Below are 22,293 nucleotides of genomic sequence, written 5' to 3' on the forward strand. Positions count from 1 at the left end.
CGGTCGATAAGGAGGAGAGGGAACATGTCAATTCTAACAATGTTGGCGCAACATGCCGACATCGCCGCGCACCACATTTCTGTGGCGGGGACGATGGTCTCGGACGCGGCGCTGCACGGCAAGCACGCTGTCGAGCATGCGGGCAACGACCTCGTCGTTCTCGCGCAGTCGACGGGCGATATCTCGGTCGAGCAGTTCAAGGACAGGCTCAAGAACGTCCAGCAGGAAGAGCAGCTTGGCTGGCTTGCCAATATCGGCAAATACTTCATCGGTATTTTCCAGAAGGGCGGCGAGGTCTTTGCCGGTTTCGTTACGGGCATCATTCCGACCCTGGTCGTGCTGATGACCGCCTTTTACGCGCTGACGGAACTCGTTGGCGAAGAACGCGTCCATGGCATCGCGCGCGGCGCCGGCAAGATTGCCCTGACCCGCTATACGGTTCTTCCGGTGCTTTCGGTCTTCTTCCTCACCAATCCGATGGCCTATACCTTCGGCTCGTTCCTCGAGGAAAAGTACAAGCCCGCATTCTACGATGCCGCAGTTTCTTACGTGCATCCGCCGCTGGGCCTCTTCCCGCATATCAATCCTGGCGAATATTTCGTCTGGGGCGGCATTCTCGTCGCGCTTCTCGAACTGGAGAAGAAGGGCGCGGTTCCCACGGGCTATCACATCAACGTTGCTATCTGGTACGCGCTCGTTGGTCTGATCGTCATCCTGCTCAAGGGCATGCTCACTGAGCGCATCACCGCCATCATGGCGCGTCGCCAGGGCATCGAGCTTTAATTCGGGGTGGGAGCAGGAAAATGTCAAAGACATACAAGGCAGTAAAGATTTCCAGGGGATCGAACGGCTGGGGTGGCCCGCTGGTCATCCAACTGACGCCGCAACGCAACAAGGTGGTCTCTGTTACGGGTGGCGGCATTCATCCCGTCGCGCGTCGCATTGCCGAACTCACCGGTGGTGAGGCGGTCGACGGCTTCAAGGCGCCGCCGGTCGAAGGCGAAATGGGCGTGGTCGTGGTCGATTGCGGCGGCACCGCCCGCTGCGGCGTCTATCCGCGCAAGCGCATCCCGACCGTCAATCTGACACCGGTCGGACAGGCGGGTCCGCTCGCCCAGTTCATCACGGAAGACATCTATGTCTCCGGCGTGAAGGAAGGCAATATCGAGCTCGCCGATGGTTCGCAGCCAGCCGCAGTTGCCGGTGTTGCCTCCACATCGGGACCGGCATCGCCGCCCACACCGGCGGAACTCGCCGCTTCGATGTCGAGCCGCACCGGTGCAAGTGAATCGAGCGAGGGTGGGCTGATCGGCTTCATCAGCACGATCGGCCGCGCCATGGGACGTGTCGTCGGCATTTTCTTCAATGCCGGTCGCCGCACCATCGACCAGGTCGTTCGCAACGTCCTGCCGTTCATGGCGTTCGTCACCATGCTCATCGGTCTCATTCTCTATACGGGCATCGGTGACATTCTTGCCCAGCCCATGGGACCGCTCGCCAACAACATCATCGGTCTTCTGATCATCTCCGCCATCTGCGGCCTGCCGTTCCTCTCGCCCATTCTCGGGCCGGGCGCGGTCATTGCGCAGGTGATCGGCGTGGCGATCATCGGCCCGCAGATCGCCAATGGCACGATTTCACCCGCCATGGCCCTGCCGGCACTGTTTGCCTATAATACACAGGTGGGCTGCGACTTCGTTCCCGTCGGTCTTGCCCTTGGTGAGGCCAAGCCTAAAACCATCGAAATCGGTGTGCCTGCGGTCTTGATCAGCCGTCAGATCATGGGTCCCGTCTCGGTGCTGATCGCCTGGGTTGTCAGCCTGATCGTATTCTAAGATCGACCAACGAAAGAAGAGGTTCGCCATATGTCAGTCCTATTGAAAACACGGGTAACAGCCGTTGGGCCTGAGGTGGCGGACCTCGCGGAAGGAGGCGTCGTTATACTGTTTGCCGATGGCGCGCCGCCCGAACTCGCCGAAGTTTCGATCCTGCACAGTGTCGAGACGCCGCCCTCCGAAGAGACGCCACCCGTAGGTGCGCCCATCAGGATCGGCAATGTCTCCGCCACCATCACCGGCATCGGCGACTATGCCTGGCAGAAGGTGAAGGACATCGGGCACGTCGTTATTACATTCAACGGATCGGACCGGGTCGAGCGACCTGGCGAGATCTGTGCTTCGGAAATCGATACGGAAGAACTGGTGTCGGCCCTGACAGTCGGTACGACGATTACCATCGGGTAATTGCAAGGGCCCGACCACAAACGAGTAACAGAGAGATACGAACGAATGGAACGCTCGACGATCGTCAGAGTGCATGACGGACTGCATGCACGGCCAGCCACCCGCTTTGTCAAACTCGCAAAGAGTTTCGAGGCGGACATAGAGCTCGTCAAGGCGGAGAAATCGGTCAGCGCCAAGAGTTCGGTCAAGTTGATGCTGCTCGGCGTCAAGGAAAACGAGGAGGTGACCGTTCGTGCGAACGGCGCCGATGCGATCGAAGCGATCGAAGCGCTGATCGGCTACCTCGAAAACCCGTTGTCGGGCACAGGGGAGGAGGGAGCCGCGCCCGCTGAGGCGAAGCCGGCGGACGTTGCCCCGCACAAGGAACCGGTTGCCGTTCCGGCTCCCGTTTCCATCCAAGGCGGAATTCGCGGCGTTGCTGCGAGCGAAGGCTTTGCCATCGGTCCCGCCTTCGGCTTTTTCCCGCAAGAGATCAAGCAGGAAAACCGGATGCTGGGCCACGACGAAATTCCAGCCGAGGCGGCGCGTTTGCGGCAGGCCTTTGCCACGGTTCAGGAGCGCATGGAGCGCTCGCTCGCCGCATCCAATCTCGCCGAAAGCGACCGCGGCATCATCGCCGCGCTCAAGGACATTGCCAGCGATGAAGAATTGACCGAGGCAGCCGCGGCCCTCGTCGCTGGCGGCATCGATGCCGTCTCGGCTGCGATCGGCGCGACGTCGAAGATCGCCGACGATTTTGCTGCCATGGACGACCCCTATCTCAACGCCCGCGCCGACGACGTGAATGCGGTTGGCCGGCAAATCTGCCTGGCGCTTCTCGGCCAGGATGACGCCAATCTCGAAGCAATTCCGGAGGGCGCCATTCTTATCGCCGAAGATATTGGCGCCTGGGATCTTGCGCGGGCCCCGCTCAAACGCATTGCCGGCGTGATCTGCGGTCACGGTGGCGCCACGTCGCATGTCGCGATCATTGCCCGCGCTCATGGCATTCCCGCCGTTCTTGGCCTTGGTCACGCCGTGCACGAGCTTGAAACAGTGAAGACAGTCGCGCTCGACGCCAATAGTGGACTGGTGTTTGCCAACCCCGATGAAACGACCGCCAAGCGGTTCCACGACGAGATTGCCAAGGCTGAGGCCGTGAAGCAATCATTGAAGGCCTACAAGGACATAACGCCGAAGCGAGCCGACGGCACTGTCATCGAGATTGCGGCCAATCTCGGCTCGCTCGAAGAAATCGAAGCCGCGCAGGAAGCGGGAGCGATGGGCGTCGGCCTCTTCCGCACCGAGTTGCTGTTCATGCGCCATATCCATCTGCCGTCCGAAGACCTCCAGGCCGAAACCTATGCTACGCTCGCCAAGGCCTTCGCGCCTTATCCGGTGATCGTGCGCACGCTCGATATCGGCGGCGACAAGCCGATTTCAGGGATCGATTTTCCTGTCGAGGAGAACCCTTTCCTCGGCTGGCGCGGCATCCGCATGTGCCTCGACCGCCCGGATGTATTCAAGCCGCAGCTGCGCGCGCTGCTGAGGGCGGCCGTCCATGGCAATATCAAGGTAATGCTGCCGATGGTCTCGGGTGTCGACGAGGTGCGCGCGACGCGTCTTCTCATTGACGAGTGCGCCGCAGAACTCAGGGCCGAGGGCAGGGACCATGCCGCTTTCGATCTCGGCATCATGGTCGAGACGCCTGCGGCAGTCCTCGTAGCGCCGATGCTGGCCCGCGAGGTTGCATTCTTTTCCATCGGCACCAATGATCTGACGCAATATATCATGGCCGCCGACCGGCTTAACCCGACGGTGGCGAAGCTCAACGACGTCACTCACCCGGCGGTCATGGCTGCGATCGCGCTTACGGCGAAGGCGGCAGTGGAGGCCGGGATCATGGTCGGCATGTGCGGCGAGGCTGCCGGGCGCGCCGACCTTATTCCGGCTTTCGTCGACATGGGCCTGACCGAACTTAGCATGAGCCCGTCTTCGATCCAGCGTGCTAAAAAATGTGTGCTCGATCTTGGAGCCGCGGCCTGACCAACATTTTCCGTAAGAAAACGCTTACGGAAGATGCGGCATGAGAAACGCATAAAGGCTCGACAGGGCCGCTTCGGGGTTGCCATTTGCAATGGCCGCGCCAAACTTCTCCTGCCGCGCCTGCAAAGCAAGGAGGGTGCTTTCGACCAGTTTTTCGTCACAGGGCTCCACTTCGACATAGGTCGCAACACCTATGGCAAGCGCGATTGCGGCAAAGCACAGATATTGCGTGCGCCGGTCGGGCTTGGCGGCAACATGCGCCGGAAAGGCAGTGGGAGCGGCGTTATATTGGGTCTGCAGTTCGACGGTCATCACGGCGCAGGCAGCGGCAATTTCGGCAAGTCCGCCCTCGCGCGCGGAAAGCAGCAGATGCGCATGGCGGCGGCTCATCGCCGCGTGGACGGCGGCGAACGTCGCCTCGTGAATAAGCGGATTGTCCGAGCCCAATATGCTGAAGAGACGCTTGGTCAGGTAATAGATATCGCGCCGGAACAGCGCCTCGCCCTTGCCGACACCGGCCGGAAAATATGCATCAAGGCTGCGGGCCTCGATCGTCGCCCTGTGCGCCGCGGGATCCTGCGAGACCAGAGAAATGGATATCGTTTCGGCCGTGGTGAAGGCCTTGTCCATGACGCGCGCGGCCTGGCCGAACAACATATCCGGCAGGTCCTGCGCATGCGGCTTCGCATCGAGGCGGCTCGACCGGATCAGGTGGCGTACGTCCCGCAACCGGTCTTTCAGGTTGACGACGATGTCGCTCGATATATCACGAATCATGATCGCAGCCTCTGCTCGCACGTGGATAAGAGTTCCTATCCGTTTTTGATGCCTTGCTAAATGACATTCTAGCGCATAACCCCAAAATCTGTATCGATTTTTGGCAAGCACTATGCGCAGATTCAAGGTGTTATGCCGCGCTTCGGCTTAAAAAGCGGCAACGGGGCGCTTATGTAGAGAAGGCAGATTGCTGCCGCGGAAGCGGAAGGGCAATCGTAGGTTAAAAGGGGGACGAGTGGCCGATCGACGCAAACGAACAAATGGTGCGCCTGCGAACCCCCAGAAGGCGCCGGCGAATTTCGGGCAGCCCGACACCAAGATCAGCCGGATGCGCATGCGCGCTGCCTGGATGTATTATATCGAGCAGATGACGCAAAACGAGATTGCCGAAATTCTCGGCGTCGGACGCGTCACCATCGTGCGCATGCTGGCCGAAGCGCGTGCCCGCAACGAAGTCAAGATCGGCATCCAAGGCTATCTTTCCGATCTGATTTCGCTGGAGCGACAAGTCGAGAAGCAGTTTGGCCTCGAGCGGGTCATCATCGCGCCGCTGTCGCACCCGGACAATGACCCGATCCCGTCGATTGCGGCAGCCACGGGCGACTATTTGTCGGGCGTCGTTGCCAATGGCATGCGGGTCGGCGTCGGTTGGGGACGCACGCTCCTCAACACGCTGTCCTACCTCGAAGCCAAGGCGCTTGAAGATTTCACCGTCATCTCGCTGCTCGGCGGCATCAGCCAGCCCCGCCGCTTCAACCCGGCGGAATTCGCCTGGCAGTTTGCCCAGCTTTTTCAAGGCGATGGCTATCTTATTCCGGCCCCCGCCATGGTTGACAGCATCGAAACCAAGACGGCCCTCATCGAGCGCTGCGGGCTAAGGAACGTGTTCGAAATGGCCGAGGATGTGGACCTTGTGCTCCTCAGCGTCGGCGCGATCGAAACAGCATCGAGCACGCCCTATCACATCGGCTTCCTCAACGCCGGCCACCAGGCTTCGCTCGCCGAGCGCGGCGCGGTGGGCGACTTGCTGTTTCATTTCTATAACAAGGAAGGCAAGCTCGTCGATCATCCGATCCATGATCTCGTCATGTCGGTCGGCATCGATACGGTGCAGAGGGTGCCGGTGCGGGTGCTGACCTCCGGCGGCAAGGAGAAGGTGAGGGCGCTTTATGGCGCGATGGCGCTCATTCGCCCGACGGTGTTTATCACCGACGAAGAGAGTGCGCGGCGGCTTCTGGTTTTGGCTCAACAGGAACAGCAAAAGCGCTGAGCCGCGGACCCCGTGGCATTTTCCGGGGAATTTTGTATTGCGCCATGGACTTAAGATCATTCGGGGATTGCATTGTCAATTTTTCCCGTTATTGATCGCGGGACCGAACGCCGCCATTGCCCGGCTCGTTCGTATTTTCAGGTGGGGCCTGTAGCTCAATTGGTTAGAGCCGGCGGCTCATAACCGCTTGGTTGGGGGTTCGAGTCCCTCCGGGCCCACCACATCTTCGCTAGACGCTTGAAATTGCTTTAACACTTTGTAGTATAAGGCTATATTCCAGTCGTTGGTTCCAACATTGGTTCCAACATTCAAGCCATATAGGTCGCCGAATTGGGCAAAGTCAGTGGTCTCGTGCGCAAGAAGAGCGCCTACTATTATGTCAGGCGGATACCTCATGAGATTCGACATTTGTTCGGAGGCAGGCAGCAAATCGTCATAGCTCTTCGAACAACCGATTACAGAATTGCTGTCGAGCGGGCGAGGAGTGAGGGAGAACGCATTTCTAGGCAGTTTGGTCAAGCCAAGCTTGGTATCTCTCCTGCTTCATTAACCTCGTTGCGGTCTGCTACGGATCGATCCGAGCTATATCAGGTTGCGCGGCTACATCTCTACGATCTTGAAATAAGTAACACGAGCATCGAATCAACTCCGGAATTGCTGGACTCACTGGAAGAGAGTCTTGCTTACCTTAGCTCAACACATGAAGAACAATGGGCTCCTTCGATCCAGGCGACGGTCTCGAGCTTGATTCAGCGGCACGACCTATCGCTGAGACAAGGTGAGAGTCTCTGGTTTGAGCTTGTAGAGTTGGTACGCCGGGCGGAAATCGAGCACTGTCAGCGCGAGATTGATCGTATTGGAAGCGCAAGATATGGCACGGTCCATGACCGGCTATTTGAAGGTGTCCATCATAGCGCGCCGGTTCCGGCGCTTGAGGCAGAGAAGGCTATAGCCGTTAGCGAGCTCGTCGAACGCTTCAAGAACGATCCGACACGTGCCCATCTAAGCGTTAGTGCAAACAAGAAATACATCATTCCGTTCGCTGCGCTTCAGTCCGTTGTTGGTCCAGATCGCAAAGTCCGAGATATCAAACGTCGGGATTGTTCGGAGGTGCACGAGCTTATTGCTAGCCTTCCTTCGAACTATAACAAGTATCCCCAATACAAGGAAAAATCACTTAAGGAGATCGCGCTGCTCGCTCAAGCGGCAGAAGCAAGGCTGCTTTCTTCAGGTAGTGTGGAGGTGTACGTCCACCACCTGTCCGCCTTTTTCAAATATGCTCGAACGAAGGGATACATCGATAACAATCCAGCAGAAGGCCTCCTTTCGAATCGCCCTAGGAGTTTCTCTAGCAGGAAGCCGTTCTCGATTGAGCAGCTAAATCAGATAATTACTCATTTGCCTCGATGGGACGAGCATCGTCGGGCAGGGCGTTTTTGGGTTCCGATGATTGGCTTATTCAGCGGGATGCGGTTGGGCGAGATAGTTTGGTTATCAGTTGATGACATCAAAACTGTCGATGGAGTTACTGTATTCTCACTCGAAGAAAACCAAGAAAGAAGTTTGAAGACATCAGGATCGGTGCGCCGAGTTCCTGTCCATCCAGAGTTACAACGCTTGGGTTTTTTGGAGTTTGCTACCCAAGGGAAGATAAGGGGAGGTCGATTATTCCCCGATCTTCCGGGCAGAGATCAGCGCCATGGGGTTGATTTGTTTCAAAAGAGATTCAGCTATTTCCTGCGTGAAAATGTAAAGCTGACACCTGGGCTATCGTTTCATTCGTTCCGCCATGGATTTCGTGATGCCATGACGAATGCCGGACTGCCCACAGACGCAATCAAGGCTTTAGGGGGCTGGGGTAGAAGCAACAATATCGAAGATCGATACGGCCAGGGTGCCCGTCCATCCACTTTGGATATGTGGATGAAAAGGATGACACTTGAAGTCAGTTTCCCTGGCTTGCAAATCGACCGACTAATGACTGACTGAGTTTTTGCAACCGGTTCAAAAACAACTGCCTTTGGTGTGAGCAGCTGTACGATCCTCCCTGAGCGCAAGCCCCTGTCGCACCCGCTGAAGAAGGTAATCGCCAATGTGAGCGGAAAATGGGGCTCGATCGAAATCCGAGACGAATGCCTCTCTGCTCGTCAAGTGCCGTGCTACGAAATCTCGGTTTCTCTGCTTGAACAGATCGTCGAATACAGGTTCTTTTATCCGGAAGTTCCGTGGTATCGTTGGCCCAAAGTTCAGGCGCCTTGTTGTCCTTCTCCGTACACGCGGTCTTTTTATTCCATTTATTGCTTGCTCAACCTTCTCGTCCTCCGGAAACTTCCTGAGCATGAACGAATAGAGGGGAAGCAAAGCCTGGGCCAAAGCAGGATGACGTTTCTGCAATGCCTTGGTCTTGATGAATGTGCTGCGAATGAGCCGCGTCATGGCTCCTGGATCGGGCTCGAAATAAGCGAGCTTGCCCATTATCCAGGCCAGGCACGGGTTAATGCTTGTTTCGTCTTGAACATCGGCGAGCCTGCGATCGAGTTCATTTAAAAATGCCCTTTGTTTGGCGATTGGAATACTGACGATTGGACTTCCGTTGCGACGTATGAAGCGGTAGCCCGCAAATTCAATGCCGTGCGCAAGTCGGCGGATGCCAGTTACATGTTTCAACGTTAAGCGCTCTGCCAACAGCTTTAGCTGTTCGGACAGGAATTCAACTGCGTGTTGTACCGTGACTTCGCTTGGCCCTAGGATCAAAAAGTTATCGCAATAGTTAAATATGACAACCCGTGATCCATAGCGCGTTTTGAATGCTTGAAGAATTGGTACAAGCATTGCATATGCGAAGGTCGGTGACGCCACGCTACCCTGTGGCAGGCCACGTTTCACATGCTCTTCTACACTATTCCACTTTCTATATGTGTCTCTATTCCTAGGGGATATCTTGCCGCTCCTTTCCTTATCCCTGTTGGTAAGAACCCGGTCGATTATGCCGGGCTTCATTCCGAACCTTTGTCCTACAGTGTCGGGGTCTAGGTTCGAGAAATAGCTGTTGATGTCCACCTCAGCGGCGTATTTGTATTGGCCACTGCGGATTGATCTATCAATTAGCCTGAGGAGGCTTTTCATACCCCTGCGTTTAACGCCTGCCTGGTTTTCCAAGTAAGTGATGCCGGCACCGAAGCTCAACTCGAGCGTTCGCTGCAGGGCGCGGTCCACAAGACAATAGGCACAAATGGGACGATGGCGCCCATCACTCTTGAGCTTCATTTCCACATATAGGTGGTAGCATGCTGCCCGGTCATCCATTAATGCCACGAGCTCATCAAGCGTCGGACATGCGGAAATTGGATGCTTGCGTCTATAATGCCGCAATTCTCTGCTCGCGGCCGTTACACGTGCTGCTTGGGAGCCAAACAGCCGACGACGTTCGTGGTTTGCAAGACCTAGTCGACCAGCGACGTCGTATTCTTGAATCTTTTTTTGCATTCGGGCCAAATTGGCTCGGCATTTAATTCGCATCTGTAATTCGGCTTCAGACTGAGCTGGTCGCACAAAGGCTGTTTGCGGGGTCCGATATCCTTGTAGCAAGAGTTCTTGCTCAGATGGCCCGAAACGTGTGCCGGGAATGACAGTCTCATCTATTAACGGCGGATAGGGATTAATGAACGGCGCGTTTCGCTTGACGTTGGTTGGCTTCGCTTGCATGTCAACTCTCAGGAATATGGCGCATGGGAACCCTTTGCGAAATGCGGTTGGTGCCGCAAATCGCTCTGGTTGAACCGCTTAGCGTTCGGTGATTGGTGCCTGTTAGCGATAGAGTAGCCGGAAAAACTGCGAGAATGCAATAGATCCACCCACCGCGACCTAAAAAACATAAACTATTGATTTTAAAGAATAAAATTTTGCAACAGTTGCAAAACTCCGCAGTTTTCGTTCGCCAAAGGCAATGTGCTTCCTCTCTATAGCGGGTCGAGTTCAGTGAGTCTTGAGTGGGCTGGTAACATTTCATAATTCTGTCATCTTGTGAAACTCCTCAACCTATCTTCCTGTCATGCTCCGTCGACCGCTACTTCGGAAAGATTGCAAATCCCAAACGTCGTTGTTGACAGGTGCCTGTGCACTAGTTGACGAAAGAGTTGGCGCAATACGCGATGCGCTGGGGCGTGGAAACCCCATTGGTTCGGTCGGTGCTAGCCGAAATGGTGCCAACTCCTTGACCTATGGTCGGGGAGCCTGCGGCGTATGCAACAGGTTCTCCGAACTAAAGGCCGCAGGGCCGTAACCATTCGGTTTCCAACTCCCCGATCATCAAGATCAGGAGATATTTTCTGCGATGTCCTTGCCCATATTGGTGGGGTGCCAAGTCATAGTGCGTCCGTTCAAAGACACCCAACAGCGGCAGAACTCTCAGCTGCCAGGGCGGCTTTCCAGGCATATTTTGTTGATTCGAGCTCGTGGCAGCTCGCTGGTATCTCAACCGTATTCACCCACATTCAACGGTCGGCCTACGAAGGGTTTCTGTATAATGGGGAACGCCAAAAAGCAGGATGGGTGGGTACACCGGATACAAGCAAACGCTGTTTCTGCTTGACGCAAACAACCGAATTACTCAGGTCGCGACAGAAGGCTTTGCCAGCGGCATTTGCAACAGATTGTCGCCCAGCTTGGTTCCTGACTAGATGTGAGCTTTCAATAGCGATAGCCGCCGTTGGGAATGCCTTGGCTCTCGGAACGAGAACCTTCAGGGATGGCTGCTGGAGCATTGCCGGCTCGCTGACATCTATCGCTGGATGAAGCGAATGGTTCGCTGAGTGAGGTCTGTGAGCTCCGCCTCATTGATGAGCTCGGTCGCGAAAGCCAGATTGCTATCATGATGAAAGCGGTTGGCGTAGTCGAGTATTGCCCGGAGCTCTTGCGTGTTCGCAGGATTCAGAATTTCACGCGCTGCACCAAGACGCTGCGCGCAAAGACTGTGGAATTGCCCCAGCATCGTTCCGGGTGGAAAATCTCGCGGATAGGCGACGCGGCAGTAGTGCTCCAGCATTGGTCTGAGGCTTTCGGCCACGCGCCGCTCCATCGATGGGTCCGGGTTGTCGACATAGTCTGCCGCTGCGGCGAACCGACTATCGTGCAACGTGACCATCGCAGCATGGACGTCCCAGGCAAGCAGTGTCGAGGATTGTCCCGCGCGTCTTACCTCAAGCGCGGTCTTTCGCAGCTGCTGGCACTTGTCCCACACTCCGAAGAGGAAGGGCTTGGAATGCGACAGCACGACGACACTCGTTACGTCCTGCGCAAGGCGGTCGATCTCCTGCAAAGTGTGGAGCGTTCGATGCTCATCGAGGCTGGTCATCGGATCGTCGATGACGACTATTCGTCGGGCCCGGTCCGGGTCGTTGACTAAACTCGCGAAGAAGAACGCGAGAGCCAGTGTATTCCGGTCCCCGGCGCTTAGCGTATTGCGAAAGCTGTTTCGACCCGCCTCTGCCACCAGCGGGACGCGATGACCATCTACGAGAAGCGTGTAGTTCGCTGCGGAGCCACCGCGATTATTGACCGGATCGATCGGTCCGAGTCGAAACGTAGCATTGAAGCGTTGCAGGAAATCGTTGATCGCGACACCGTAGGCCGGAAAGGCCGCCTGCCGGTACTCGTCTAGCGCCTGACGCGCAGCGGTCCTTCGCGCCTCGGTTTCGGCTTTAGTGTTCTTGGCTCTGACGTAGGCATCGCACAGAGTGACATTGGCAGGCTCATACCGAGATCGTACGGCATAGACATTCGCAAGGTCCGAAGAGAGTACCGCTACATTCGCGTCGCGCGCCTGTTCCTTAACGATCTCCAATTGGGCATTGATGCCTACAAACTGCTCCGAAACGCCGCTCACTTGGTCGCATCGCGCGTTGTGCTCGACCAAGGCGCGCTCGCCTTCGGCGGTCACCGGGATCGCTTCGAGCGGATTCGCGGCTTTCGATTCAAGCAATTGCTCAACGACTTCCCGTGCGGCTCGCCAGCTTCTGCCGATCGCCGCAGTATCGAGCGCGACCACTGGCATATCCACAAATGCCCCCCAGAAGGTTTGGCGTTCGACGGTCTCCCTCACGCCGCGCTCGAAGGCAGCCGGTACTTCGCCCGAATGCGCCGCCCGGAAGGTGTGGACAGCAGCAATGATCTCTTGTCGTAGCGTGTGGTATCCTTCGCTGAAGAATCCGCGGTAATGCGCGATTACAGGTGATGCTGCCAGGTCCTGTGAGCAGAAAGGACAGTCGCTATCTCCGGCTTCGGCTAGATGGGCCGCGTACTGCAGACCTTGTCGTACCCAAGCCTCGCCGCTTCGCCCGAGACGTTCCATATGATCTTGCGCACGACGTAGCGCTACCACGTCCAACTCGGGAAGGCCCTTCGCAAGCAATTCGCGAAGCCCCGCCATGTCGATCCGCGGAAGCATCAGCGGTTCAAACACCTGCGTGGCCGCGATCCGATCGGAGTTCCGCGCAGCAGCCAATCGCCGCTCTGCATCTTCAACCGCGCGTTCCAGCTCGGGAACGGGAGCAATGGCACAGAACTGCTCGACCGTCAGCGTGCCGCGAATTTGAACAGGGATGGCGTTCTCCCGCTCGCGCATCTCGCGATTATGTTTTTCGATAAGATCGACTTCGGTCTGCAGGGCCCTCGCCAGCGCCACGCCCGGAGCCCCAACAATCAGCTCGTGAAGATTCTGCCGATGTGTAGTGCCGACCTCGATGCCTGAACATACATTTTCGGCAACGAACGTGTCATCGAACACGACAATCTCGGGCACTGTTCGGGTCCAGCCTCCGTCCTGGAACATCGCGGGCGGTGGACCGCCCACATCGACGACGATATGCGGTGGATGGGCGGCACCAAGGCGAGCCCGTTCGGTGACGAGATCAGCGCGGCCCGAAGCGAGCGAGCGCAGAATGGCAGCAAGTGTAGATTTGCCGCGCGCGTTCTCTGCGTAGATTAGAGTTAGCCTTTCGAAGGCGAGATGTGCTCCCGCATTTACGTTGTCAAAGCGGCCGATGTTGCGCAATAGGTTTAGTGATCGAACCATGCTGTACTCCTACCTCGCATCGTAGGCGGTTCACTTGCGAAAGTCATGCTCCGCATCAGGCCCTTGCGACAAATGAAAACCCTCAACTCCTCAAGTGGGCGTTGGTTGGTACTGTTAATGTCCGATCGTGGCACGACCTCGCCTTTAGCAATGTCCGCCTTCCGGTAACCATCACTGCGAAAGCAGCAACGCTCGTACAAGCCGCGCTTATCCGTTGTCCCATATAATCTCGGTTCATTGACACATCAAAATAACCTCGCCTTCCTGTCCCACAGAGATAACCTTTGTCTTTTGGAACGCACTGTCTCAATCTCTCTTAGACGCTATGGAACAGGAGGGTGGAGATGGGAGCGATCGTCGGCTACGCACGAACTTCAACGGCAGAGCAAATCGCGGGGTTGGAAGCGCAGGAGCGCGATCTAAGAGCAGCTGGCGTCACCAAGCTTTACTCGGAACGCATCTCTTCGATTGCGCACCGCGAAGCCTTGCAGTGCGCGCTGGACTATATCCGCGAGGACGATGTTTTCGTCGTTACCAAACTCGATCGCCTGGCCCGCTCGGTTGCTGATCTTCTAGCCATCCAAAAAATTATCGAAGGGAAGGGGGCTTCTTTGCGTGTCCTTGCCCTTAGCCTCGATACGACGACGCCGACGGGAAAATTGATGTTGAACCTTCTCGGCAGCATTGCTCAGTTCGAACGTGAGCTGATGTTGGAACGGCAACGCGAAGGCATTGCCAAGGCAAAAGCGGATGGAAAATACAAAGGAAGGGCGCCGACGGCTCGTGCGCAGTCGCACGTAATACTCGACCTGCACAATCAAGGCTTTGGCCCCTCGCGCATCGCCCGAAAGCTAAAAGTCGGGCGATCCTCCGTTTACCGTATTCTTGCAGCGTCACGGGTACAGAATGTGCCTGCCGAAGGGTAGACCCAAACTGAGGACGTGGCGGTGGCAGCGTCTGCCGACTTACAATGGTTTCACCCATGAGGAACGGGTAAGGGGCTGGCAACTTCACTGGTACCTCATCGAGACCGGTCAGCTTGCACCGGCTTCGGTATGCTCAATCTCGGGCTCAAAGCACAATGTCCAGTATCATTCCGAGAACTACTACAAACCTTGGAAGCCATTTCCGATCTCACGCAGCCTTCACCTCGCGCTGCATAGGCGATTTTCCAGGCCGGGCAGGTGGAAAGCGATTGTGAATGAGTTCGCTATTACGGGTGAGGAGTGGTTTGCCAGGCTGGAAATGGAGCCGATCGATCTGGCGGCGCATCTGCGCGCGGTAAACGGCAGCGAGGTGGTCGATATATTCAACCGTCCACTGAAGCGTCTTGGAGGCTGCGATAGTTTTTGAAACTGGTTGCAAAATTTCAGTTCACTCAAGCGCGCAGACGCAACGGTAGGCTCAATTAGATTTATAGGAATGGCCAGGAGGAGATTGCCTCTGGTATCTCACAAGGATGGATGTGTTTGCCGCTCCTAAGCTATAAGCTTCATGCTGCGATATCGCTGCACCACTGAACTCACGGCCATAAATATCACCGGCAATTTAGTATGCAGTGGTTACCCATCAAGAATGATAGAGTGTGTACGTCGGCTTGGCCTTCTGGCTGGTCGGCGTAGCTACCGAGTAATGACTCGCTCCGTGAGTCTCCGGCCCTTTGAGGGCGAATCCATGCCAGAACCGACAGTGCATTTCGAAGCGGCGAGCACGCTTGCCGTTGTGGTATCATCCAATGAACCGCTGCTATTCCTGTCCGACGACCTGACGATCATTGCGGCGAGCGCATCGTTCTGCCGGGCCTTCGACATCGACCCCGGGACAGTCTGCGGTAGAAGTCTTGGCGAACTCGGAAACGGCGAATGGGCGATGCCCAAGCTTGCGTCATTGCTGAACGCTACCGCTTCCGGAAGTGCGAGCATCGAAGGCTACGAAATCGATCTTCAGCGGCCAAACCAGGCAACACGGCAATTGGTCGTTAATGCTCGGACGCTCAATGACGGCGACATCGATCACATTCGCCTCCTTCTGGCCGTAACCGACGTGACCGATGTGCGCGCGGAAGCTCGACTGAAAGAAGATTTGGTTCGCGAGAAAGCCATCCTGCTGCAGGAGGTCCAGCACAGGGTTGCGAATAGCCTTCAGATTATTGCAAGCGTTTTGATGCAGAGCGCACGCCGGGTTCAGTCGGAGGAAGCGCGAGGGCACATCCAAAACGCCCATCACCGTGTCATGTCCATCGCAGCCCTGCAACGGCAGCTCTCTATGTCCGACGCCGGCAATGTTGAGCTCCGTACCTATATGACTCAGCTTTGCCAAAGTCTCGGTGCGTCAATGATAGCTGACACTGACCGGCTCTCAATCCAGGTTACCGTCGACGACAGTGCCGTGGAAGCGGACGTTTCCACGAGTTTGGGGCTGATCGTTACCGAGCTTGTTATAAACGCTCTAAAGCACGCATTTCCCGATGGGCGATCTGGCACAATCGTGATCGATTATCGCTCGTCGGGCAACGACTGGACTCTTTCGATTGCTGACAACGGCATCGGCATGTCGGTAGGGAATGAAGCTCCAAAGCCGGGCCTAGGGACTGGCATTGTGGAGGCGCTCGTAAAAAAGCTGGGGGGCGAGATTCAGTTGAGCGCTGCGGGCCCCGGAACCGTCGTCACAATACGCCACCAAGGAAGCGCCCGTTTGCGAACGGGCCTGTCTACGGCCGCATAGGAACCCGATTGATTCCGAATACCGTCGGAGTCGGCGAGGCTCCCAACTCCAGCTAACCGAGTGAGCAATGAAAAATGGTAAAGCGGTCGTCCTAGTTGTCGAAGACAGCGCGATCATTCGAATGGGTGCCGTCGATTTGGTGCTATCCGCGGGCTACGAGGCACTGGAGGCGGGCGATGCGGAAGAGGCAATTCGCGTCCTGGAATCGCGAGACGACATTGATCTGGTTTTTACCGATGTTCAGATGCCTGGGACGATGGACGGCATTAAATTATCCCATTACATCCGAGATCGATGGCCACCTGTAAAGCTGATCATCGCATCAGGCGCCGCGATACTTGAGGAGAGCAGTCTGCCGGTGGAGAGCAGGTTTTTCACAAAACCGTACGATGATCATACGATCGTTGACGCCATGGCCCGGCTGCTTTCGAGCGAGATTCCGATCGCACCTGCCGGTTAAATCTCACAGAAGACTCGCGGCTTCCCAGCCGACAGGTTTGCGCCGAGTGCGTACCATAGGCAATTTATTGCATCCGATAAGCCATGGTTAACTATCGCAAGTTGCGCGACCGCCATAATCCATCATCCACCGGCCGTAGCATTTCTAAAATTTTCGTAATGTAAGAACGCGTTGGCCATGAGCGAAGTTTGGGAAGGGTCACAGTTCAAAGGAAAAAAATGAAAAACCTTTTACTTGCTTCCGCCATTGCGGTTTCCCTGTTACCGTTTATCGATCCATCCTCAGCAGACATGACAATGCCATTAGCAGAGCGGCAAGCCACGCGGGCGACCGCAGGTGAGCAACTACCCTCTAAGCACTTCAACATGATATCCTACGCCAACGATGTTTCGAGCCGGTCTCCGCGCGGAGGCTATCGCGTTACCAAGATGTCGCAAGGCGGGGCATTAAGAAATCCGATCGCATAGCTTCCAATCATCCTGCCAACGATGCCGCTGCGACTGTGCGTGCCCATGACCAGTAAATCGGCGTCCTGTTCACCGACAACCTTGTCAATGCCTGGGATAATTTCACCGCGCTCGAGCCTTGGCGTGATCGACCCTGTGAAGGTTCCGTTTCTTTTCGCAAATGCAGCGGTGGCCGCATTGGATTCGCGCTCGGATTGACTAATCAAACGCTGCTCATATGCCGCCAGCTCTTCCGCATTAACCTTGATACGGCTCGAGAACGGTGTTTCAAAGACATGCAGCAGACAAACAGCCGCTTGAGGCGCAAGTTCAAGTCCTGCGCTCAGCGCATGCTCCGAAGAAGGAGAGAAGTCCGAGGCGGCAACGACAGTGCGGTAAGGGCCAGCGGGTTTGTCCTTCACAACCAGGACCGGCACGTGGCTATTACGGACAATGTTTCCGGCCTTGGTCCCTATGAAGCGATCCTTTACGGTCGCGTGGTGCATGCCGAGGACGATAAGATCAACTTTTCCGATTTCAACCTCGGCCAGAATATCCTGCCAGACTGAGCCGGTCGTTACGATAACGCTAATTCGCTCTGCCGTTGGCGTAGAAAGGTCTGCCCAGTGCCGCTTCAGCTCCGTCGTGGCCTGTTGGATCAAACGATCATCTATGTCGGGATCGTTATCGTCTAAATGCTTATAATCTATGACGTGCATGACGGTCAGCTTGGCATCATGCGCCTGCGCCAATAGCATCGCTCTTTCAAAGGCACGATCCGCCCCGCTGCCATCCATTGCTACGAGAATATGTTTCATGATGACGCGCCCCAACAGCCCACATTATCAGATATGGATAGTATATTGGTTTTGGCCCGATTTCTTCAAAATTGATGTTGAGCTGCGGTTCTGGTTTGTTGGCAGAGCCGTTCATCGACCGAGCGGTAGCCGCAAAAGACCCGCCATTGGGTTTAAAGCAACGCCGGGTTCGGGTTTATCAATGGGGCCGGCTGATTTTGGCCTATCAACCAATGGAAGCGTGCGCTGCCTTGATTAAGATATGGTGAAAGTTAGTCGAACTTGCCAGTAGGCTAAGAAGCGGGCCGATGTTTCAATTCCGAGCCAATCATTTGTTTAGAGCGGGAACAGTTGACCATCTGATTGCTTCTTCTTTTACGGACACTTCAACAGGGGAGCCATCGGCACAATGCCAATCTTTCATTTCGCCTATCACGAGGGAGACGGGCTTCCCATCGAAGTGGTCGAAATGGAGTGTGTCGACGGTGAAGCCGCCCTTCACGCTGCCGCAGGAGCCGCACGCGACAATATCCACGAGGCTGTCGGGAGGAATATCGATCCTTCCAAGTTCCTGGTCCATGTATATGACGATACGAACCGGCTTATGGGCACGATGCGCATTTCCGACGTTATGACACAGCCGGGTGGGTGATAGTAGTTCCTCGCCAAGTTGTTAAACGATATTGATTGGCCCGCTACGGGACGATGGCGAGACGAGATGGGCAGGGGGCCGGCCGTCAACCCGAATTTCGGGATTCCAAATCAACAGAATTTCTTAGTTACCGAAAATACCAGCCGATCGCCATAATGATCACAATGCCCAAGACGAACCCCACCCCTAACATCACGTAGGACGGTTCGTTCGGGGGCGGGTGGTCCCCATTCTCATTCAGATCGCTTGGCATAGTGCGTTCCCGCCGTCGGTTCCATAGGGAACAAGCGTCCAGTAGCGACGTTTGCGGTCTATGGACGACGTCCCATTCCAACCACTGGTCCTCCGGCCTGCTCGACGCGGCAAACCTAGACATGTTAGCTCCGTCGGCCAGGCACTTGCGTATCTAAAAAACGATTGGACCCACAAAAAAGGTCCTGCCTGCCTACGCGCTAAACTGACTTGCACCGGAGCCTTGGAAGGACACTTCAGTCCGGTGGAGGCCCGAGCTGCCTTTCTCGATGCGCTATTGGACGCTGGCATCCGCGTCGAAGAAGGCAACACCACTTTTATGGAAACGCTCACCAATACGCTGCGGGCTGTGCGAGAATAAGGCAAATTCGCCCAGCCTGTGGAACCCGACCCGTCGATTTACGCAACACAGCGACGGGCGGGTTCCGCTGAGCATTGGTACGCGTCTGCGGTTCTAACGTGCGCTTACATGGTTAAGGAAATGAAAACGGGCTCGGAAAAGACGGGGGCGCAAATCCGAGCCCGTTGCTGGTTGATGGCAAGGGGTGGTTGGACATCAAGCCGATGCTGTTATCCCCAGCTTGTCTCAGAATGCAAATTTGGCGCAATTGTTCCATGAGGTCCAACAAACAATGCCGGCCTTATAAAGGGCCAAGGAACGCCTTTGACCGCAGTGCGTTGAACTAGATGGACAATAGAAAAATCCGATGACCGTTCATTCACCCAAAGTTCCGCTCGACCACCCCGAGCGGGCTCTCGCCCGGGACGAAGCAATGGAGGCTCGCTTTGTTGATTTGGTCGAGTCGAAGGGGGAATTAATGTTGCTCTATCATGAGTCGATCGCGGCCGGCTGGGAGCAGGACGAAGTGACTCTCGGCATTACTAATCTGTTGGCAGTTCGGTCGAATATCGAGCTCAGGCGGATCGAAGAAAACGAAGCTCGGCGTCGACGAGCCGAATAAATCAAGAGAATTGCATTGGCGCGACTGTACTTTAGTCATCGTCATCGTCATCGTCATCGTCATCGTCGAATCTCGAAGGATCGATGACTGGGACTAGGAAGACACGCCAGCCCTCTTGACTAGCAGGCTCCTCGCTATGCTGGCCGGTCGTCACGCGGCTGGCTTGCCAAGTTGCGGCCTCCTGCGGGAGCGCTCCACGCAAATTGATTTCCGAGACACCGTCCCATAGACAACGGCCCTGGTTTTGAAACACGCGCAAGTCCCGCCGCAGTGCCTCGTCCGACAAACGCGCTTTGGCGTCGTCTTCAGTCGCCACGTCGAAGGCGACAATTCCCCGTCCCAAAATCTCGGCTACGTATAACGCCATTTTTGATCCTCTCAGCCTTAGCTCGTCTGGTTGTGAATCTAAGCGCCCCCATGTGTGCCGGCGGCTTAGCTTTCGCCCTCCACCAATTTCAATTTCGCGTCAGCAACCTTCTTGCGAGCCAGTTTATCTGTTGCCGCCGCCACAGCATGGGCCGAATGCTCCTCGCTACCCGCAACATGCACCGTCGGTGAGGCAAATCCGATGCCGTTTTGAGTGAAAGCTTCGCGGATCATCGCATAGGCACGCCGCCGGATCGTTGACTGGAAGCCGGGTTTAGTCATGATCGCGAAGCTTAGCTTGATACCGTACTCGCCGAACTCCTCGACGCCCTTCATCTTGACCGTTTCGAGGATGTGCGGACCGAATTCCGCATCCTCGAGCAGCGCCGCGCCGACACCCTTGACCAATTTTTTGACCTTGGCGGTATCCGCGTCGTAGTTGACCGAGATAAAAAACTTGTCGATTACCCAATCACGACTCATGTTCTGCACTGCACCCAGCGTGCCGAAGGGAACGGTGAAGATCGGGCCACGATGGTGACGCAGTTTGACGGAACGGATGCCAAACGATTCAACGGTGCCCTTGTAGCTGCCACTCTGGATATATTCTCCGACCCGAAATGCATCATCGGTCATGTAGAAGATGCCGCTGATGATGTCCTTGACCAGGGACTGCGAGCCGAAGCCGATCGCGACGCCGAAAATACCTGCGCCTGCAATCAACGGGCCGATCGCGATGCCTAGTCCAGAGAGAACCATCATGACCGCAATGGCGAGGATGAGCACGGCAAGGAAATTGCGCAGGATCGGCAGCAAGGTCAGGAGACGCCCGCTTCGGGCCAGGGCAGCTTCATCGCCACCTTCGCTGCGGGCGCGTTCGATACGCTGGTTGATGATACCCTTGACCATGTGCCAGATCAGGTCGGCGGCGAGGAGGATGACAATGCCGCTCAAAACACCGCGGATCATGCGGCTGGCGGCCTCGTCCTCCATCAGTCCGCTTGCGCGCAAGCGAATGACAGCAGCAAGCCAGGCGGCCGCGAGTGCGATGATGACCACCCTTGCGCCGCGCTCGATCAGCACCTCGAGGACAGGGTTCCTAGGCTTCGCCGCATCGTCGGGGCGGGAGAAGAACGACTTCACGATCGTGCTGGTGGTCCGCAAGATCGGCGGCAGAATGAGGGCATAGATACCGACCCACAACGCCCCGCTCAGACCGGCAACCCAGAGCAGCCACAGCAAGCACAGGAAAAATGTGAGTAGCCACTCCTTGGCGCGATAGGCCCGGGACGCAGTTGCTGCCTCTGGACGGTGCCACACGGTCTCGAGAGCGACCGCCAGAAGACCGACGCCGAGGATGTAAACGATCAAGCTCTTGACGTTGGGGGTAAAACTCAGGGCGATCATTATTCGCGCCGTGGCCCATCCCGACAAAAAGATGCCGGCAAACAGGGCCACCCGGCGATACCAGAAAACGGCCTTTGCATGATCCATCGGAATGAGCCGTATGATGCCGTCGCCGCCATCATCCAAATGCCTGCGCTCAGTTCCAAGCAGGATGGCAGCCATCCGCATGATCACGCGCCAGGAAATCAGGGCGATAAGCAATGGAAGGACAAGCATTGCGAGCAGCGGCGGCCATGTGAAGGCGAGGAAGGCACCAAGGGTGGCGACAGCAAAGACCGCCAAGGGTGCGATTGCAACAAAGATCAAGCGACCGATCAGGTGATGCCGTGCGGGCGAACCTCCCTCGATTAGACCTGGCGCAAGGTTGCGTCGGCTGGCCCGACCGAAAAGACGCCGGAAGGCAAATTCGGCCCCAAAGCCGAGCGCCGCAAAGGCAACAAAAAGGATCAGGATAGCGCCCGCGCCTCGACCGTTGATTTCGGTCATGATTGTTGAGCTTGCCCCAGCAAATTCTCCAGAAAGCGCCGGAATGGCTTGCACCAGGCCCCGCAGATGCGCACGGATGGCGTTCGACCAGAGCATGACATCGCTCGCCGAAGGCGCTTCTGGAATCTCTGCAGCTGGCGGCGTGCCTTTTGTGCTGATCCAAATTTTAACAGCCGGATCATCTAGAAGATTCAGCAGTTCCTCAACCTTAGCCGGGGGTGGTGCTGAGGTCCGCTGCGCTTGTGAAACGGCGATAGCGGCACAGCAAAGAACCAGGCTCAGCGCAAGCACAACGCTCCCTTTGGCCGTCAAACCCCGAATAATGCCAATCTGCATTCGATTTAACCCGCAATG

General features: G+C 56.4%; 19 protein-coding genes and 1 tRNA gene. 14 read left to right on the top strand and 6 right to left on the bottom strand.

The annotated features are described in order from the left end of the window. Positions 1-24 precede the first annotated feature (24 nt). Genes GF108_RS14340 through ptsP form a run of 4 tightly spaced genes read left to right on the top strand, consistent with a single transcriptional unit; the run spans position 25 to position 4,268 of the window. Positions 25-783, top strand: coding sequence for a PTS glucitol/sorbitol transporter subunit IIC (locus GF108_RS14340; RefSeq protein ID WP_027231995.1), 759 nt, complete (start codon positions 25-27; stop codon positions 781-783). Between the two features lie 20 nt (positions 784-803). Beyond that, positions 804-1,835 carry a PTS glucitol/sorbitol transporter subunit IIB gene (locus GF108_RS14345; protein WP_153668510.1) on the top strand — a complete coding sequence of 344 codons (1,032 nt, stop codon included), beginning with the start codon at positions 804-806 and terminating at the stop codon, positions 1,833-1,835. A gap of 30 nt (positions 1,836-1,865) precedes the next feature. Further along, positions 1,866-2,243, top strand: a complete 378-nt coding sequence (locus GF108_RS14350) for a PTS glucitol/sorbitol transporter subunit IIA (RefSeq protein ID WP_113282419.1) — start codon at positions 1,866-1,868, stop codon at positions 2,241-2,243. Between the two features lie 45 nt (positions 2,244-2,288). Further along, the gene (gene ptsP / locus GF108_RS14355; RefSeq protein ID WP_153668511.1) at positions 2,289-4,268 is read left to right on the top strand and encodes a phosphoenolpyruvate--protein phosphotransferase; all 1,980 of its coding nucleotides are present in this window, start codon (positions 2,289-2,291) and stop codon (positions 4,266-4,268) included. A gap of 24 nt (positions 4,269-4,292) precedes the next feature. Here the strand turns inward: ptsP and GF108_RS14360 are convergent, their stop codons facing one another. Beyond that, a complete protein-coding gene (locus GF108_RS14360) occupies positions 4,293-5,045 on the bottom strand; it encodes a hypothetical protein (RefSeq protein ID WP_153668512.1) in 753 nt (250 codons plus the stop codon). A gap of 235 nt (positions 5,046-5,280) precedes the next feature. On the opposite strand from GF108_RS14360, the gene GF108_RS14365 reads away from it, so the two are divergent. The 3 genes from GF108_RS14365 (at position 5,281) to GF108_RS14375 (ending at position 8,304) form a co-directional block, all read left to right on the top strand. Further along, on the top strand, positions 5,281-6,315 hold the full coding sequence (locus tag GF108_RS14365; protein WP_370462174.1) for a sugar-binding transcriptional regulator: 1,035 nt from the start codon (positions 5,281-5,283) through the stop codon (positions 6,313-6,315). 144 nt (positions 6,316-6,459) lie between these two features. Continuing rightward, a tRNA-Ile gene (locus GF108_RS14370) sits at positions 6,460-6,536 on the top strand. A gap of 109 nt (positions 6,537-6,645) precedes the next feature. Then, positions 6,646-8,304 carry a site-specific integrase gene (locus GF108_RS14375; RefSeq protein ID WP_153668513.1) on the top strand — a complete coding sequence of 553 codons (1,659 nt, stop codon included), beginning with the start codon at positions 6,646-6,648 and terminating at the stop codon, positions 8,302-8,304. Between the two features lie 15 nt (positions 8,305-8,319). Here the strand turns inward: GF108_RS14375 and GF108_RS14380 are convergent, their stop codons facing one another. Together GF108_RS14380 and GF108_RS14385 are read right to left on the bottom strand one after the other, a co-directional pair. After that, on the bottom strand, positions 8,320-10,020 hold the full coding sequence (locus tag GF108_RS14380) for a reverse transcriptase domain-containing protein (protein WP_153668514.1): 1,701 nt from the start codon (positions 10,018-10,020) through the stop codon (positions 8,320-8,322). A 1,075-nt stretch (positions 10,021-11,095) separates the two neighbouring features. Continuing rightward, on the bottom strand, positions 11,096-13,387 hold the full coding sequence (locus tag GF108_RS14385; protein ID WP_153668515.1) for an AAA family ATPase: 2,292 nt from the start codon (positions 13,385-13,387) through the stop codon (positions 11,096-11,098). A 344-nt stretch (positions 13,388-13,731) separates the two neighbouring features. On the opposite strand from GF108_RS14385, the gene GF108_RS14390 reads away from it, so the two are divergent. From GF108_RS14390 to GF108_RS14405, 4 genes are all read left to right on the top strand, one after another. Next, positions 13,732-14,313, top strand: a complete 582-nt coding sequence (locus GF108_RS14390) for a recombinase family protein (RefSeq protein ID WP_153668516.1) — start codon at positions 13,732-13,734, stop codon at positions 14,311-14,313. A 271-nt stretch (positions 14,314-14,584) separates the two neighbouring features. Further along, the gene (locus GF108_RS14395) at positions 14,585-14,740 is read left to right on the top strand and encodes a hypothetical protein (protein ID WP_153668517.1); all 156 of its coding nucleotides are present in this window, start codon (positions 14,585-14,587) and stop codon (positions 14,738-14,740) included. A gap of 321 nt (positions 14,741-15,061) precedes the next feature. Beyond that, positions 15,062-16,111, top strand: a complete 1,050-nt coding sequence (locus tag GF108_RS14400; protein WP_153668518.1) for a sensor histidine kinase — start codon at positions 15,062-15,064, stop codon at positions 16,109-16,111. A 67-nt stretch (positions 16,112-16,178) separates the two neighbouring features. After that, positions 16,179-16,571 (top strand): response regulator, encoded by a 393-nt coding sequence (locus tag GF108_RS14405; RefSeq protein WP_153668519.1) that lies wholly within the window; start codon positions 16,179-16,181, stop codon positions 16,569-16,571. Positions 16,572-16,983: 412 nt separating this feature from the next. Here the strand turns inward: GF108_RS14405 and GF108_RS14410 are convergent, their stop codons facing one another. Then, positions 16,984-17,835 (bottom strand): universal stress protein, encoded by an 852-nt coding sequence (locus GF108_RS14410; RefSeq protein WP_153668520.1) that lies wholly within the window; start codon positions 17,833-17,835, stop codon positions 16,984-16,986. 388 nt (positions 17,836-18,223) lie between these two features. On the opposite strand from GF108_RS14410, the gene GF108_RS14415 reads away from it, so the two are divergent. The 3 genes from GF108_RS14415 (at position 18,224) to GF108_RS14425 (ending at position 19,680) form a co-directional block, all read left to right on the top strand. Continuing rightward, positions 18,224-18,466 (top strand): hypothetical protein, encoded by a 243-nt coding sequence (locus GF108_RS14415; RefSeq protein ID WP_153668521.1) that lies wholly within the window; start codon positions 18,224-18,226, stop codon positions 18,464-18,466. A gap of 313 nt (positions 18,467-18,779) precedes the next feature. Next, positions 18,780-19,079, top strand: a complete 300-nt coding sequence (locus tag GF108_RS22730) for a DUF982 domain-containing protein (RefSeq protein WP_153668522.1) — start codon at positions 18,780-18,782, stop codon at positions 19,077-19,079. Positions 19,080-19,425: 346 nt separating this feature from the next. After that, complete coding sequence (locus tag GF108_RS14425; protein ID WP_153668523.1) at positions 19,426-19,680, top strand: hypothetical protein; 255 nt, start codon at positions 19,426-19,428, stop codon at positions 19,678-19,680. Positions 19,681-19,711: 31 nt separating this feature from the next. Here GF108_RS14425 and GF108_RS14430 read toward each other — a convergent pair whose 3' ends face one another. Together GF108_RS14430 and GF108_RS14435 are read right to left on the bottom strand one after the other, a co-directional pair. Continuing rightward, a complete protein-coding gene (locus tag GF108_RS14430; protein ID WP_153668524.1) occupies positions 19,712-20,047 on the bottom strand; it encodes a hypothetical protein in 336 nt (111 codons plus the stop codon). 65 nt (positions 20,048-20,112) lie between these two features. Then, positions 20,113-22,035, bottom strand: coding sequence for a mechanosensitive ion channel family protein (locus tag GF108_RS14435; protein ID WP_246663960.1), 1,923 nt, complete (start codon positions 22,033-22,035; stop codon positions 20,113-20,115). Positions 22,036-22,293 lie beyond the last annotated feature (258 nt).

The organism is Phyllobacterium sp. SYP-B3895 (genome assembly GCF_009647635.1).
GTDB classification, from domain to species: Bacteria; Pseudomonadota; Alphaproteobacteria; order Rhizobiales; family Rhizobiaceae; genus Phyllobacterium; species Phyllobacterium pellucidum.